Source organism: Actinomycetota bacterium (assembly GCA_040757835.1).
Taxonomy (GTDB): Bacteria; Actinomycetota; Geothermincolia; order Geothermincolales; family RBG-13-55-18; genus SURF-21.
In genome coordinates, this window is the sequence record JBFLWJ010000011.1 from 1 (window position 1) to 14,938 (window position 14,938).

A 14,938-nucleotide genomic window follows, 5' to 3' on the forward strand; every position below is an offset into this window, starting at 1 on the left:
GGGCCACCTTGGCCTTGAAGACCGCTCCGTGGTTCCTCCTCGGTCTTCTGGTCATCTGCTCTGCTCCTTTCTTTCTTGGAGCAGTTTACCACCTAAGCGCCTGTCCAGTTTTCCCCGGCCAGCTCTCAACTATCGTATTGAAGGAGAAGGTGGCGAGCCTTATCCAATAACGGAAGGCGAGGTCAAAATTCTTTTCCCAGATTATTATCTAAATATCTATCAAACGACACTTGAGAAAGGACAACCAACTGTACCAGGAATCATGTTGCAGAAGGGCAGAGAATTTACCACCATTGAGCTTGTATTCGGTTCCAAAGTAGAATCAGCTACGATCAAGCATTATTACAACTTACCACCCATCAGGGGCGAGCATTTTTATATGACAGGGCTCATGTTCTTTGGTAATGGTGCATTTGCTTATGGCGTAAATTCTTTCCTTGAGAAGGGTAATGCGAAGGTAACGGGCAAGGAAGTGATCGATGGCGCTGAATGTAGCCGCATTAAAGCGACAAGCAATATTCCCGAAGGGTCCGAAACCGAAATCATACTGGACGATTCATTGGCATTTCCTAAAAGAATAAAGGAGAAATCATTTGATGGAACCCTGGTAACTTCAATATATAATCTCAAGGTCAATCCGATGCTTAGGATGGAGGATTTTAATATAGACATACCCAAGTTGTTTGAAATAGACTCCTCTTCTTGTAAAGAGGAGTTCGTTGATTATGGGTGTATAGAGATAAGCCTAGACCAAGCAGAATCGCTAGCGGGTTTTAAACCAATTTGTCCTGAGATAAAAGGGTATCAGTTACAAGGTGTGTATTGGACTGACCCTAAAGCATTGTATGGTTCCGATTCCGACAAAGACAATCCTGCTCTCTACAGTTACTATAAAGAATGCTATCTTATCTACAGGAATACTAAGGGCAATAAACAAATCGAGATATGTGAGGGAAAAGAATACAACGGATATGATGATTCGGCAGGTGCTACAGGCCTTGTTTTAGAAGGTGATCCCATATCCACCTCATGTATAAATGAACAAGTGGAATCGTCGATAGGGACGATATATATCTCAACACATATCGGAACAATAAAGGCTGGTGCTAGAAAAGGTGACATAAAGATAAAGATTGCAGGCGATATTAAGAGGCAAGAGCTAGTAGAAGCATTGGATAACATGCTGGAATGAAGATGGCAAGCGACAAGAGAGGTAGAGATGCTGAGTTCGAAAAGGCGGCTTCTTGTTGTAACCTACATGATATTCATTGTTCTGAATTTATTCATTGCTGGATGCCAAACGGATGAAGACAATACGAGCGGAAATGTAATAGAGCCGGAAACATCCGACTATGTGTGGGAACAGGCTGACGGCCCCCCTGGTCAAATGATTTGTATGTCGGCATCCGATTCTGAACATGTCTGGGCAGCAATAGTCGTTGAGGGGCTGTACCGCTATATCTATTTCTTCGATGGTAAAGTGTGGGTGAAGCAAGCTGACGTAGCCTTGGATGCAATGGATGCCATAAGCAATGAGTCGGTATGGGGCGTTGGATATGGGGATTACAACGGACCAGGAATATTCCACTTTGATGGCACATCTTGGAACAAGCAAGAGAATCTATCGATTCGGGCTGATCACTTCACTGATGTAACAAGTGCAGATGAGGCAAATGTGTGGGTGACATACATTAATGAAGAATACAAAGGCGAGATCCAATACTTCGACGGAGAAGAATGGAGCGGACAATTTGTTGCCGACGGTTGGATTCTCAATATTTGCGCGGCGGATTCCAAACATGTATGGGCGTCAGGAAGAGATGAAGAGGATAACGACATTATCTATTTCTTCGACGGGAAGAAATGGACGAATCAGGGAAGCGTTGATGGGATGTATGATATAAGTGACATATCCGCTGCAGATGCTAATCATGTATGGACGACAACCCCTACTGGAGTGTTCTTCTTTGATGGCAAGACGTGGTCCCAGGCGTTTCAAGAACAGACGATACAGATCCCGGGCCTGAGCGTTGAGGAATCGATGGTCAACATGAGTAGCGTATGTGCATTAGACGCAAGCCATGTCTGGTGTGTTGGCTTATTTTATGTAGTATCGGACGACCCTGCTCGTGGCGCAGTTATGCGATTTGGGATCTTCTTCTTTAACGGAGAGACTTGGACAAGACAATATGAATCAGGGGAACAGATTGTAGATGTATTTGCAGTTGATGATGAGAATATATGGTGCTTTGGAGGAGATCTTCTATTGTTTGGGACGAAGGCTGAATAGGCCGAAAGCTAGAATAGTAAACGACCATCCTAAGTCAATGTAGTTAGCGCAACGATAAGTGAAAAGTCATCAGCTTGCCGGACAGTATTTGCACGGTCCTTTGTACATATATTTGTTCAGAAGGATTTCAGATAGTCCTCGACGGTTTTCTGATAGCGGGCTTCGCTCAGGCGGTAGGCCCCTTTTCCGGCAGGTGGCCATTCCCTGGACGAGAGGAAGTCGTAGATCGCATCCCATTGTTTCATCCAGGTGGTGCTCACGCTGCTGGCCGCGGCTATCTCGTCGCGTATTCCGGGCGCGAAACGGAAGCGGCTGCCGCTTGCTTCGATGATGCCGGACCGCAGGCCGCGGTTGACCGTGCGCACGACCTGCTCCCGGCTGGGGATGGCATGGTTAACGGCGTCTGCCGCGCCGATCATCCCGCGCAGGTCCGTTCCCTCTTCATCGGTGGGGATGGCCCAGAACAGCCAGGCATCGTTCACGTCGAACCGCACCTCGGCCATATCAGGCAACCCCCCTCGAGGCGTCGCGCCGCTCCCGGCGGCGCTGCAGCCGCAGGGCGAGGTAGCAGCCGCCCCCCGCCGCGGTGCACAGCCAGAAACTGAAAAAGCGGTACCCCAGGATGGCCGTGGCCAGTATCTCGGGGCTGTAACCGTAGAGATACAGGGCCGCTCCCAGGGTCAACTCGAAGACACCCAACCCCGCCGGGGTGAGGGGCAGGCTGCCCACGATATCGGCGATGGTATAGCTCACGAGCAGGACGCCGGGATTGACCGGATGTCCGATGGCCAGGAAGACCACATACAGGCAGAGAAAGTCCATGAGCCAGAAACCCAGTCCGCAGGTGCCCGCACGCAGGAGGTTATCGCGGTTCCCGAAGATGGCGAGGAGGTAGCCGTTCAGGTCGGCCACCCGCTCCTCCACCTCCTCTTCATCCACCTTGCGCAGCATGCGCAGGCGGTGGGCGGCACCCAGCAGTCTCCCCGCGATGCGGCGCACGGTCCCCGGTCGCCTTGCGACATAGACGCACAGGCAGGCAAAACCGGCGGCTCCCGCCGCGATGGATACGGCAGCTATGTTGTAAGCCGCGGGAAGGCGCCCGGAGGAGAGGGACATGAGCAATCCCGCCGCGAGCAGGACGACGAGGGCGGCGGAATATACTATGTAGGAGACACCCAGGGTCTTGATGGTGAGCCCCCGGGAGATCCCCTCGCGCCTCATCTCGTGGTAGTTCAGGTAGAACGTCCCCGCGTTGCCTCCGGGGACGACATGGCCGAAGGCGTAGGCGCTCATATAGATAAGGGACATGCGCGGAAAAGAGATACCGCCCCCTCCCATCCTCAGCACCTCGAAATACAGGCGGCAGATAAAGGCCATGGACAGGGTCTCGATGAGCAGCGCCACCGGTATGAGCAGGAAATTGGAGCTCTTGACCACCTCCAGCATCTCCTGGTCTCCGATGAACTTCGGCACCAGGTAATACAGGCCCACCCCGAGCCACAGCAGGACGAAGATATTGCCCGCCATGCGCCATCCGTTATGCCGCGGCGCGGCGTCCGTTGTGCCGCCGCGGGCCTCTTTTCCCGGCAGCGCGTCGATATCCTGGCTTATCCCGGCCTCTTCACTCATCCCATGGCCACCGTTCATCCGTGGTCCGGCGATTCCCATCCCCAAAAAAGCAGGCGGTAACGATCATTCTACCCCTATTCCCCTACCTCCCGCAGACAAGGTGGCGGATGGGGTAGAATAACAACCATGAAAGGAGAGGGCGGCAACTGGGCGGTCGAGAACGCCAAGGTCATAGCGGATATGTTGACCGGGGTGCGTTTCTTCGTGGCCCTGCTCATCGTGGTCTGCGCCGTCGCGGGCGATCCCGGGCTGCTTCCCCTGGTGGTCTGCCTGACCCTGATCGGATGGACCACCGATGTCCTCGACGGCAAGATGGCGCGCATGGATGCAAGCGGCAGGAAGACCTGGATCGGCGACCTCGACTTCGCCACGGACCTGACATTGATATACTCGGGCCTCCTCTACTTCATCACCGCGCAATACCTTCCCTTCTGGCCGTTCTTCTTCTACATGATCTATGCCGCCGTCACCGGGTTCATCTGGACCAAGAAGTCGGTGATGATGGCCATCGCCGCCCCCATCGCCGCCGTGCCCATCATCTTTTCCTTCGTCCATTATCCCTTGTGGGGATGGGTCTTCATCGGTTGGATAGCCGTGGACCTGCTCATCAACTGGTCCGACTTCACGGCGGAGATAGACGAGTTCATCGGCGATGTCGAGAAGGACTAGGGCGGCAGGCCGCGGTCAGCGAGAGGAAAAGGAGGCAGCTTGTTCGAGCACGTGAAGGACGATATAGCGGCGGTGCGCGACCGCGACCCCGCCGCCCGCAATACCATGGAGATAGTCCTGGCCTATCCCGGGCTGCACGCCCTGTGGATGCACCGCGTGGCCCACTGGCTGTGGGAAAAGGGTGTCCCGGTCCTGCCCCGCGTCATCTCCCACCTGAGCCGCCTGCTCACGGGGATCGAGATCCACCCCGGGGCCAGGTTCGGCAAGGGGGTCTTCATCGACCACGGCATGGGCGTGGTCATCGGCGAGACCTCCGAGATCGGAGACTACGTCACCCTCTACCAGGGCGTCACCCTGGGGGGGACCGGCAAGGAGAAGGGCAAGCGCCACCCCACCATCGGCAGGAACGTGGTCATCGCCGCGGGCGCCAAGGTGCTGGGCCCCATCACCGTGGGGGACGACTCCAAGGTAGGCGCGGGGGCGGTGGTCATCCGTGACGTGCCTCCCCGCTGCACCGTGGTGGGCATCCCGGGCCGCGTGGTCATGCAGGAGGGCGAGCCGGTGGTGGACCTGCACCACGAGGCCATTCCCGACCCGGTCATGGACCGCATCGAGGCCCTGGACGCACTCATCCAGAAGCTGGAGGACCGCCTCCTCAGCACCCAGTTCGAGCTGGAGATAACCGAAAACAAACTGCGGCGCGCCGAGGACGAGCTGCACCGGGTGGAGAAGCGCATCGAGTTCATACCCGAAGGCACTGCGGAGGAAACGGGCGGACCTGACGAAGGGGGCGCGCCGTGAGCCTGGCCGTCTACAACACCATGAGCCGCCGCAAGGAAGAGTTCCAGCCCCGCGAGGAGGGCAAGGTCTCCATGTACGTGTGCGGCCCCACCGTGTACAACTTCATCCACGTGGGCAACGGCCGGGCCTACCTGGTCTTCGACGTCATCCGGCGCTACCTCGCCTACAAGGGTTACGAGGTGCGGTACGTGCAGAACTTCACCGACGTGGACGACAAGATAATCAACCGCGCCCGCGAGGAGGGCAAGGCGCCGGAAGAGATAGCCCGCCTCTACGAGCAGGCCTTCCTGGAGGACATGCGGGCCCTGGGCGTGCGGCACCCCGACATCACCCCCCGCGCCACCGAGACCATCCCCGCCATGCTGGAGATGATCAAGGGGCTGGTGGACAAGGGCTACGCCTATGCAGTGGACGGCGACGTCTATTTCCGCGTGGAGAGCTTCCCGGCCTACGGCAAGCTCTCGGGACGCACCCTGGAGGACATGCGAGCGGGCGAGAGGGTGGAGGTGGACGAAAGGAAGGAACACCCCATGGACTTCGCCCTGTGGAAGGCGTCCAAGCCCGGCGAGCCCGCTTGGGACTCGCCCTGGGGCAAGGGGCGCCCGGGGTGGCACATCGAGTGCTCGGCCATGTCCCTCGGCTACCTGGGTATGGGTTTCGACATCCACGGCGGCGGGCAGGACCTCGTCTTCCCCCACCATGAGAACGAGATCGCCCAGTCCGAGGCCTACTCCGGGACGGCGCCCTTCGTGCGCTACTGGCTGCACAACGGTTTCGTCAATATCCAGGAGGAGAAGATGTCCAAGTCCCTGGGCAACATCGTCCTGGTGCGGGAGATCCTCAAGAGATACCCGGCGGACGCGGTCAGGCTCCTGGCCCTGCAGACTCATTACCGCAGCCCCATCGACTTCGGGCCCGACGCCCTGGACGAGGCGCGCCGCGCCCACGAGCGCCTGGAGAACTGCCTCTTCGCCCTGGACGCTTTCCTCGCCAGGCCTTTCGGGAGGACGGCGCCCCAGCGCACCCAGCGGGAGGTGGAGCTCTCCGACTCCTTCTTCGACTTCGAGCGGCGTTTCGAGGAGGCCATGGACGACGACTTCAACACCGCCCGCGCCCTGGGCGTGATCTTCGAGCTGACCAAGGAGCTCAACACTTACCTGAACGAGCAGGAGGCTTACCAGACCCCGGCCGCCCCCATGGTCGCCAGCCACGGACGGGACACGCTGCTCAAGCTCTGCCACACCCTGGGGCTGTTCTCCCCCGATGCGGCACCGGACGAGGTCTGCGAGACGGAGGCGGCGGCGGAGGGCACGGCCGGCGGCATGCCCACGGCGGATGCCCTGGTGGAGCTGCTCCTGGAGGTGAGGACCGTGGCCCGGGACAACAGGCAGTTCGAGACCGCCGACCTCATCCGCGCCCGCTTGCGCGAGCTGGGGATACGCGTGGACGACCTGCGCGAGGGCCAGCGCTGGAAGTTCGTGGGACCCCCAGAATGAACCTGCCGCCGGTGGCATTTCCGCCGATCATCCGCGATAAGAAATGGAGGAGTTGAGAGCCTTTGAGATATGAACAGGTGGAGGGAAGGCGCGCCGTCTTGGAGGCCTTGCGCGGCGACCGCGAGGTCTACGAGCTGCTGCTGGCCGAGGGCATGCAGCCGAACCGGGTATTGGAGGACATCCAGGCGGCGGCGCGGCAGCGGCGCCTGGCGGTGAGCTACCTGCCGCGCCGCGAGATCGAGCGCCTGGCCATATCCGAAAGCCACCAGGGGGTCATCCTCAGGGTGGAGCCCTACCGTTACGCCAGTTTCAAGCATGTCTACCAATCCCTGGAGGGGAAAGAGGAACCTTTCGTGGTCCTCCTGGACAGCGTAACCGACCCCCGCAACGTGGGGAGCGTGGCCAGGACCTGCGAGGCGGCGGGGGTGGACGCTCTACTGCTGCCGCGCAGCCGCTCCGCCCCGGTCACCCCCGCGGTCTTCCATTCCTCGTCCGGTGCGGTGGAGAACCTGGCCATCGCCACCGTGCCCAACCTGGTCAGCGTGATGAAGGAGTTGAAAAAACTGGGCATGTGGGTGGTGGGCGCCGACGTGCGGGCCGAGAAGACCTGCTTCGAGTCCGACCTCACCGGACCCCTCGCCCTGGTCATGGGCTCGGAGGGGGAGGGATTGCACCGCCTGTCCCGCGAGACCTGCGACATACTGGTGAACATACCCATGTTCGGGAAGGTGTCTTCCCTCAACGTCTCCGTCGCGGCGGGGATCATCGTCTACGAGGCCTTGCGCCAGAGGAAGGGGCTATGAAGGCGCTGCTGGTGGACGGGTACAACCTCATCTACGCCCACCCCCGGCTGGCGGACGCCATGCGGCACGACCAGGAGAAAGCGCGGCAAGACCTGGTGCGGGAGCTGTCATCCCTGGCCAACCCCGGCCGTTATGACCTGGTGGTGGTGGTCTTCGACGCTGCCGGGTCGGACCAGGCCGAGCCGGTGGCGCAGCGCAGCGAGGGGATGACGGTGGTCTTCACCCGCCGGCGCCAGTCCGCCGACGCCTTCATCGAGGGCCTGGCGAGGCGCCTGCTGCCGGGAAACGAGGTGGTGGTGGCCAGCTCCGACCGCATGCTGGCGAACCTGGTGGGCGGTTTCGGGGCACGCGTGGTGGAGGGGCCGGCTCTGCTGGAGGCGGCGGGAGAAGCACGCCAGGACACCCGCGAGGAGCTGCGGAGGAGGGCGGGGAGCGGCCGCTCCCCCCTGGAGGAGCGCATAAGCGACGAGGTGCGCCGCCTCCTCGACGAGATGCGCTACCGTTAAAGGGTCTCGTTTTTGGAAAAAGTGGGGTCGTGTCTTCAGAATTCAATTTCTTCGCAGGCAGGCGGGAAGACCGGCCGTCTCCTGAAACGGAATTCGTGAAGACACTCGTGAATGAAAAAGTGGGGTCGTGTCTTCAGAATTCAATTTCCTCGCGCCGTATCCGAGATTGCGCAACAGGCTCCTGACCCCACCTACGGGGAACAGAACGAGCGTAATATAATAGAAACGAGCCGGTGTAGCTCAATGGTAGAGCACCCGCCTTGTAAGCGGACGGTTGGAGGTTCGATTCCTCTCACCGGCTCCATTCTGTAAGTCCGCCCATGGCAGCCCATCTCTCATCGCCGGGACGCCGGTTCCGCCGCTTTTCTGAACCTGGCGAGGTGGGGGCGGTCCGAGGGCGCGCGCGGCTTTTTCTCTTTGCTCTCGCTACGGCGCAGCGAGAGGATGATCGAGCCCCCCACGATAAACACGAAGGACAGTATGCGCAGCAGGAACATGCCACCGCTGGAGGGCATGGGCTCGTGCATGGCCACGATGCCGATGATGATGGGGATGAGGTTGGACATGCCGGTGATGATGGGCACCACCACGATGGCCTTGCCCCGCTGCATGGCGATCTGGTCCAGCACCAGGGTGATGATGGGCAGCAGGATGATCAGGTAGATGTAAGGGGAGAGCAGGGCGTGGCGGAAGCCGTGCTCCCAGAAACGAGCCCCGATGTCGTTCCAGGCCAGTTTGATGAGGACGGCGGTGAGGCCGATGAGGATTCCCGACGCGGTGGCGATGAGGTTGGGGGCCTGGGCGTGCTTCTTCGTGAACCCGTTGAACAGGGAGAACCCGGCTACGGCGAAGAAGAAGATGACGAAGAACCACAGGATATAAGCGTTGTAGCTGAAGGCCTTGGTGGCGACTCCGAAAAGGCTGATGCCGAGCATGAACAGGCCCGCGATGATGGCGCCGATGCCCAGCCAGTCGGACCAGCTGGGTTTCTCCCCCAGCTTGGTGATGGCCAGCCAGGCGAGCAGGGCTATCCCTGCGGTGTTGATGGGCTGCACCACGGAGAGGGGGGCCAGCCCCACGGCGATACCCTTGATGAAGGTGCCCCCGAACTGCAGCCCCTGGGCCTCGAGCCACGGGCGGCAGCGAAGGAACGCCTTCACCGTCTCCAGGGTTTTCTCTGACCCGATGAGCGGGAGCGTGTCCAGCTCCCTCTTCTGCATATAACCGCTGTAGTTGATCATGCAGGTAGCGATCACGGCCAGCACAACAGCAACAATGATCATGTCCTCAGCCTCCTGGCGTTATTCTAAAGGTTGGAGGCGACGGGGATAAAGGAGGAGAGGGGTCAGGACTTGTTCTTCTCGCATACTGGAGTATTGATCAGCCCTGAAATCCACTGTTCATGAGGGGTTCAATTGATAATTCATACAAGATACCGGGGCATCTAAGAAACAGGACGCGCCGTATCCGAGATTGCGCAACAGGCTCCTGACCCCAAATGATAAAAAGAGGAGCCGGACCGCGGTCCGGCTCCAGCTTCGTTGTAATTATCAGATGGGCTCACTCCTCGGCGGAGGCCGCAGGAACAGGCGGGGCTTCCAGGCGCTGGTGGTTGCGGCGCTTGGTGACGATGGCCAGCACGCTGGGAAGCACGAGTATGGCCCCGATGAGCGCGCCGAACAGGCCTATGGCGGTGGTCCAGCCGAACCTCTGCATCATCCCCATTCCGGAGAAACCCAGGATGGCGAAGACACCGCAGGTGGTGAAGGCCGCGGCCACCAGGGCCCGCCCCACGTTCTTCACGGTGCCCCGGATGGATTCCTCGGTGGTGGAGCCCTTACTCCACTCTTCGCGGAAGCGGTGGGTGATATGGATGCCGAAGTCTATTCCCGCCCCGATGACCAGGGAGGCCACCATCACCGTCATCAGGTCCAGGGGCCAGTTCATGGCGAAGAGGAAGACGATCTCCATGGCCATGCCGCAGACCACCACCACCAGGGTGACAAAGCCGTAGATGAACGACTTGAAGACGACGACGAGGATAAACAGGCACAACAGCAGCGCCAGGCCGGAGGTCTGGAGCTGGGTGGGGACGATGTTCCCCAGCAGGTCGCCGACGAGGACGGACATGCCCGTGGCGCTCAGGTCGAGGTTTGTCTCCTCCTCGGTCACGCCGGCATGGTCACGCATGATTTCCGACTTGAGGATCATCTCGTCCTCGGTCTCCGGATACCCCGACTTGAGCATGATCATGGCCGCGGTACCGTCTTCGGTCACGAAGGTGTCCACGGGCATAAGCGCGCTCAACTGGGCCACGGCGTCCTGCACGTCCTCTCTTGACTGGGGCAGGGCACCGTCGGGGGAGAACTGGACGATATAGTCCGCTATCGAGCTTATCCTGTCGCGGGAGAAGTAGGCCTCGTCGCCAGGGATATTGCGCGCATCGATGGGGATGGCCTCCTCCAGCTCCAGCAGGGCGGCAAGGTTGGCGGGGTCGTAGATGTCCCCCTCCACCAGGATGATGTCGCTGCTCTGGGGGCCGAAGATGTCGGTGATCATCTCGCCGGCCTTCATGCTGTCCATGGACTCGGGGAACATCTTGCGGATGTCCGCACCCGTCCTCACGTTGAAGAGCGCGAAGACGGCGAAGGCCACCAGGACCAAGGTGACGATGGCCACCGTCCAGTGGTGGTGGTTGGCCACCGTGGCCATGCGCACCAGGGCGCGGTCGATGAAGACGCCGTAGCGGGCGTCGCGGCGCCTGCGCCGCATCTTCTCCAGGTGGTCCTCCAGCTTGGCTTCCTTCTTGCGGCGGTCCCTGAGGACGATGATGGCGGGCAGCAGGGTCAGCGAGAGTAGGAAGCTGAAGGCGATGCCCAGCATGCACAGCAGGCCGAAGTCCCGCATGGGCGGGATATCGGTGATCATGAAGGACGAGAACCCGAACACCGTGGTGATGGCGGTGAGGAACACCGCCACCCCCACCGTCTTGATGGAGGTGGTAGCGGAGAGGTCCACGCTGAGGCCGTCCTCCCGCTCCTCGTAGTAGCGGCTGAGGATGTGGATGACGTAGGCGATGTTGATGCCCAGCATCAGGGGCATGATAGCCACGCTCATGGTGGTGTAGGTGATGCCCACCCAGCCCATAAGACCGAGGATCCAGAAGATGCCCACGAAGATGATGAGCAGCGGCAGGCCAACGTCGGAGATGCGGCGGAAGGTGAGATAGAGGATGAGCATGATGAAGACGAGGGCGATGAGCATCAGCTTGCTCGTCTCCTTCTCCATGAACTCGTTGGACTCCAGCTCCATGGTGGCGTCGCCGGTCAGGTAGTATTCCAGTCCTGTGATGTCGCCGAACTCCTCGGAGGCGAAATCCCGCAGCTCTCTCCCCACCCCCATCAACTCGTTCTGGGTCATGTCGGGGTTGAGCTGGAAGGAGATGATGGTCGCGTCCCCGTTCTCGGAGACGCTTTTCTCCAGGTTCTCGGCGTTCTCCTCGAAGACGGCCAGGAACTGCTGCTGCATCTCCGGCGTGAAACCATCACCGAAATAACCCGCCAGCAGGTCCATGACCGGGGATTCCGGGTCAGGGTCGAGGTAGAACCGCAGGAACTGCTGGAGCATGGCATCGTCGACGGTGCTAAGGTCGATGGCACCCTCCACGCCCGCCATCTGCATCATCTCGGGCAGCCGGTATTTCACGAAATCCAGGTAAGTATCGATCTTGAGGATGTCCCCCTCCTCGAAACCGGCCTCCACCATGCCTTCCACGCTCAGCCCGTAGACTGCCCTGGCGACCTCGGGGTCGGTAAGGTCCCCTTTGAGCAGGATGGTGTCGGTGGTGATGCCGCCGAAGACCTCCTTCACCTTGTCGAAGGCGATGATCGACTCGTAGTCCTTGGGCATCATGGCTTCCTGGCTCAGCTCCGTGCTGATACGTGGGATGCCGAATGCCAGGAATATAGATACCAGGGTGACCACGGTCACCACCAGCCAGGGCCGCTTCTCCGATTGACTTGCGAAAAACTCAAATATCTTCACTGCGTCCAAACCCCACTTTCTGACTTCCCGGCCTCATCCGTCTCCCGAATTCACCGTCCAGGTCGCACCATCCCGGGCACCGTTCCAGCCTCATTCTTGTCTATTGATAGATCCGTCGTGCATCAACGGTTTAAGCCGTTCCTTCTTTTTCGAACTGCCGCTGCAGGCCCTTTAGGAATCCCAACAGGAATTCCTTGTCCTTCTCGGGGACGGCGGCCAGCATCTCCGCCATCTTTTCCTGGTTATACTCCTCGACCTGCTGCGCGATGCCTGCGCCCTTCCTGGAGAGGCCTACGAAGACCACCCGGCGGTCTTCCTTGTCTCTGCTCCTCTCCACCAGCTTCTTTTCCAGCAGGAGGTCCACCATGCGTGTGGTCACCCCCTGGGTGATGTGCAGCCGCTGAGAGAGTTCCCCCATGCTGAGGCGGCCGCCCCTGCGCAGTTCTATCAGGAGCATGGTCTGGGGAAAGGTGAGCCCCATCTCCTCCCAAACCCCCATGCCGGTGCGGAAGCTGTGGATGATACGCATGATGGTATCCCACAGCTCTTGCGTATAGCGTTCCAGTTCGGGGTCGTTCGTCTTTGCCATTGTTAATATTTGCTCCTGCTAAATAATCGGCCGTTCCCACAAGATACTTAACGGTCTCCGCGGTGTCAAGGGCGGTCGCCGGTTATAGGCACGACCTATAATAGATAGATGAACTTGAAACAGGGGAGCGTCGTGGTGGCCATGAGCGGCGGGGTGGACTCGTCCGCCGCCGCCGCGGCGCTGCTGCGCGAGGGTTGGCGGGTGACGGGGGTTACCTTCCGCATGTGGGAGGAGGGCCCGCCATCGCCGCCACCTGCCCGGAGCCGCTGTTCGCTCCTGGCCGTGGAGGAGGCGGCGGAGGCGGCGCGGAAGCTGGGTATCGAGCACGCCGTCATCGACCTGCGCGAGCGCTTCCTGGCCCTGGTGGTCGAGCCCTTCGCCCGGGAATACCTGCGTGGGCGCACCCCCAATCCCTGCGTGGAATGCAACCGCCTGGTCAAGTTCCCCACCCTGGTGGAAGTGGCGGACGAGCTGGGGGCCGACGCCGTGGCAACGGGCCATTATGCCCGCGTCTGTAGCGATGAGACGGGCTCCTTCGCCCTCACCAGGGCTGCATGGCCGCAAAAAGACCAGTCGTACGCCCTCTACGGCCTGAGCGTAGAGCATCTCTCGCGCTGCCTCTTCCCCAACGGCGAGCGGTCCAAGGAAGAGGTGAGAAGGGCGGCCTCCTCCCTCGGCCTCACCTCGCAGGGTTCGAAGGAGAGCCAGGACATATGTTTCCTGTGTGGGGGTGACTACCGGGAGCTGGTGGCGCGTCTCCACCCGGAAGCCGCGTCGCCAGGCCCCATACTGGACGCCGGCGGGAAGGTGTTGGGGGAGCATCGCGGCATCGCCTTCTACACCGTGGGCCAGAGGCGGGGGCTGGGCCTCTCCGCCCCCTGCCCTCTTTATGTGGTAGCCCTGGACGCCGCGAACAACGCGGTCATCGTGGGGGGGAAGGGAGAGGTGCCGGGGGAGTGGCTGCGGGCGGAAGAGCCCCACTGGACAAAGGGCTCAACCCCGGCCGGCGCATTCGAGGCGCAGGCCATGGTACGCTACAACACCGCACTCGAGGCCTGCCGCGTGGAGCCGGGCAAGGATGCCTTCGAGCTCTCCTTCGCCGCCAGGGTCTGGGCTCTGACGCCGGGACAGCACGCCGTGCTCTACCGTGGCGATGAGGTCCTGGGGGGCGGCGTCATCTCCTCTGTGGGGTCACCCCCCGATGGGGTCAGCCCCTGACATGTGACATGCTAGGTAAGCTCGAAGCTCTGGTTGCTGCTACGCAACCCAATGTCACATGTCAGAGGCTGACCCCATCTCTACCCCATTTCTATCTTCAGGCCCTTGATTTTGCGGAATGCGCTCAGTTCGTACATCGTGTTATATAGCTCCACGTGGAAACTGCCCGGCAGCCTTCCCGACGATCCCGCCGCCTTCTCTCCAGCGAGGCCGAACAGGCCAAGGGCCCCGGCCGCCGCCTCCAGGTAAGGCTCGCCCGCAGCCAGCAGCACGGCGATGGCGGTGGTGGCCATGCACCCTGTTCCGGTAACCTTACCCAGCAGGGGGTGGCCGTTACGTACGTGGAAGGTTCGCCGGCCGTCGCTCACCACGTCCACCTCGCCGGTAATGGCCGCCACGCAGCCCAGCGATTCGGCCAGGTCTGCCGCGATCTTCTCCACGTCACCCGCCACGCCCAGGGAATCCACGCCGCGGATCTCGGCCTCCACGCCGGCGAGCACCGCCATCTCGGCCGCGTTGCCGCGCACAACCGCGAAGTGCACCCGGTCGAGCAGCTCTTTCGCGATGCGTGTGCGGTAGGCGGTGGCTCCCGCCCCCACCGGGTCGAAGACCACGGGCACGCCGGCGCGGTTGGCGGCCTTACCCGCCGCCAGCATGGCCGTCTCCAGGTCCGGGTACGGGGTACCCATGTTGAGGACCAGGGCTCCGGCTACCGCGGCCATCTCCTCCACTTCCTCCACGGCGTGGGCCATGACCGGCGAGGCGCCGAGGCAGAGGGTGGCGTTGGCCGTCTCGTTCATCACTACATAATTGGTGATATGGTGCACCAGCGGTTTGTTGGCCTCGATCCACTCCAGCCGCGCCACGAGAAAGCCCTCCATGTCGAACCCCTC

14 protein-coding genes and 1 tRNA gene are annotated in these 14,938 nt (G+C 60.6%); 9 read left to right on the forward strand and 6 right to left on the reverse strand.

The features are described from left to right. A partial coding sequence (locus AB1384_09820) for a hypothetical protein (GenBank protein MEW6554570.1) occupies positions 1-1,192 on the forward strand: 1,192 nt, incomplete at its 5' end. Positions 1,193-1,219: 27 nt separating this feature from the next. Next, a complete protein-coding gene (locus AB1384_09825) occupies positions 1,220-2,290 on the forward strand; it encodes a hypothetical protein (protein ID MEW6554571.1) in 1,071 nt (356 codons plus the stop codon). 116 nt (positions 2,291-2,406) lie between these two features. On the opposite strand, the gene AB1384_09830 is transcribed toward AB1384_09825, so the two are convergent. Both AB1384_09830 and AB1384_09835 read right to left on the reverse strand, forming a co-directional pair. Then, positions 2,407-2,793: a hypothetical protein gene (locus tag AB1384_09830; protein MEW6554572.1), complete on the reverse strand. Its 387-nt coding sequence runs from the start codon at positions 2,791-2,793 to the stop codon at positions 2,407-2,409. A gap of 1 nt (position 2,794) precedes the next feature. Continuing rightward, positions 2,795-3,919, reverse strand: a complete 1,125-nt coding sequence (locus AB1384_09835) for a lysylphosphatidylglycerol synthase transmembrane domain-containing protein (GenBank protein ID MEW6554573.1) — start codon at positions 3,917-3,919, stop codon at positions 2,795-2,797. Between the two features lie 126 nt (positions 3,920-4,045). On the opposite strand from AB1384_09835, the gene AB1384_09840 reads away from it, so the two are divergent. The 6 genes from AB1384_09840 to AB1384_09865 all read left to right on the forward strand — a co-directional run bounded on the left by AB1384_09840 (position 4,046) and on the right by AB1384_09865 (position 8,498). Next, positions 4,046-4,588, forward strand: coding sequence for a CDP-alcohol phosphatidyltransferase family protein (locus AB1384_09840; protein MEW6554574.1), 543 nt, complete (start codon positions 4,046-4,048; stop codon positions 4,586-4,588). Positions 4,589-4,627: 39 nt separating this feature from the next. Further along, positions 4,628-5,389, forward strand: a complete 762-nt coding sequence (cysE, locus tag AB1384_09845; protein ID MEW6554575.1) for a serine O-acetyltransferase — start codon at positions 4,628-4,630, stop codon at positions 5,387-5,389. Next, on the forward strand, positions 5,386-6,885 hold the full coding sequence (gene cysS / locus AB1384_09850) for a cysteine--tRNA ligase (protein ID MEW6554576.1): 1,500 nt from the start codon (positions 5,386-5,388) through the stop codon (positions 6,883-6,885). Before cysE ends, cysS begins: the two co-directional genes overlap by 4 nt. Positions 6,886-6,947: 62 nt before the next feature. Beyond that, entirely contained in the window at positions 6,948-7,688 is a 741-nt protein-coding gene (rlmB, locus tag AB1384_09855) for a 23S rRNA (guanosine(2251)-2'-O)-methyltransferase RlmB (GenBank protein ID MEW6554577.1), read from the forward strand. Then, positions 7,685-8,194: an NYN domain-containing protein gene (locus AB1384_09860; GenBank protein MEW6554578.1), complete on the forward strand. Its 510-nt coding sequence runs from the start codon at positions 7,685-7,687 to the stop codon at positions 8,192-8,194. The genes rlmB and AB1384_09860 overlap by 4 nt, the downstream gene beginning before the upstream one ends. A 229-nt stretch (positions 8,195-8,423) precedes the next feature. Then, positions 8,424-8,498 (forward strand) — tRNA-Thr (locus tag AB1384_09865). 31 nt (positions 8,499-8,529) lie between these two features. Here AB1384_09865 and AB1384_09870 read toward each other — a convergent pair. From AB1384_09870 to AB1384_09880, 3 genes are all read right to left on the reverse strand, one after another. Further along, positions 8,530-9,477: a hypothetical protein gene (locus AB1384_09870; protein MEW6554579.1), complete on the reverse strand. Its 948-nt coding sequence runs from the start codon at positions 9,475-9,477 to the stop codon at positions 8,530-8,532. Positions 9,478-9,754: 277 nt separating this feature from the next. Further along, entirely contained in the window at positions 9,755-12,238 is a 2,484-nt protein-coding gene (locus tag AB1384_09875; protein ID MEW6554580.1) for an MMPL family transporter, read from the reverse strand. A 130-nt stretch (positions 12,239-12,368) separates the two neighbouring features. Further along, positions 12,369-12,827 (reverse strand): MarR family transcriptional regulator, encoded by a 459-nt coding sequence (locus tag AB1384_09880; protein MEW6554581.1) that lies wholly within the window; start codon positions 12,825-12,827, stop codon positions 12,369-12,371. A gap of 108 nt (positions 12,828-12,935) precedes the next feature. Between AB1384_09880 and mnmA the strand changes: the two genes are divergently transcribed. Further along, the gene (gene mnmA, locus AB1384_09885; protein MEW6554582.1) at positions 12,936-14,045 is read left to right on the forward strand and encodes a tRNA 2-thiouridine(34) synthase MnmA; all 1,110 of its coding nucleotides are present in this window, start codon (positions 12,936-12,938) and stop codon (positions 14,043-14,045) included. Positions 14,046-14,125: 80 nt separating this feature from the next. Here the strand turns inward: mnmA and thiM are convergent, their stop codons facing one another. Continuing rightward, positions 14,126-14,926, reverse strand: a complete 801-nt coding sequence (gene thiM, locus AB1384_09890; protein MEW6554583.1) for a hydroxyethylthiazole kinase — start codon at positions 14,924-14,926, stop codon at positions 14,126-14,128. Between the last annotated feature and the right edge of the window lie 12 nt (positions 14,927-14,938).

Excerpts from the sequence above, each read along its gene's own strand:
- AB1384_09825 (MEW6554571.1), top strand. The coding sequence starts at position 1,220 with ATGCTGAGTTCGAAAAGGCGGCTTCTTGTTGTAACCTACATGATATTC.
- AB1384_09830 (MEW6554572.1), bottom strand. The coding sequence starts at position 2,793 with ATGGCCGAGGTGCGGTTCGACGTGAACGATGCCTGGCTGTTCTGGGCC.
- AB1384_09835 (MEW6554573.1), bottom strand. The coding sequence starts at position 3,919 with ATGAGTGAAGAGGCCGGGATAAGCCAGGATATCGACGCGCTGCCGGGA.
- AB1384_09840 (MEW6554574.1), top strand. The coding sequence starts at position 4,046 with ATGAAAGGAGAGGGCGGCAACTGGGCGGTCGAGAACGCCAAGGTCATA.
- AB1384_09860 (MEW6554578.1), top strand. The coding sequence starts at position 7,685 with ATGAAGGCGCTGCTGGTGGACGGGTACAACCTCATCTACGCCCACCCC.
- AB1384_09870 (MEW6554579.1), bottom strand. The coding sequence starts at position 9,477 with ATGATCATTGTTGCTGTTGTGCTGGCCGTGATCGCTACCTGCATGATC.
- AB1384_09880 (MEW6554581.1), bottom strand. The coding sequence starts at position 12,827 with ATGGCAAAGACGAACGACCCCGAACTGGAACGCTATACGCAAGAGCTG.
- mnmA (MEW6554582.1), top strand. The coding sequence starts at position 12,936 with ATGAACTTGAAACAGGGGAGCGTCGTGGTGGCCATGAGCGGCGGGGTG.
- thiM (MEW6554583.1), bottom strand. The coding sequence starts at position 14,926 with ATGGAGGGCTTTCTCGTGGCGCGGCTGGAGTGGATCGAGGCCAACAAA.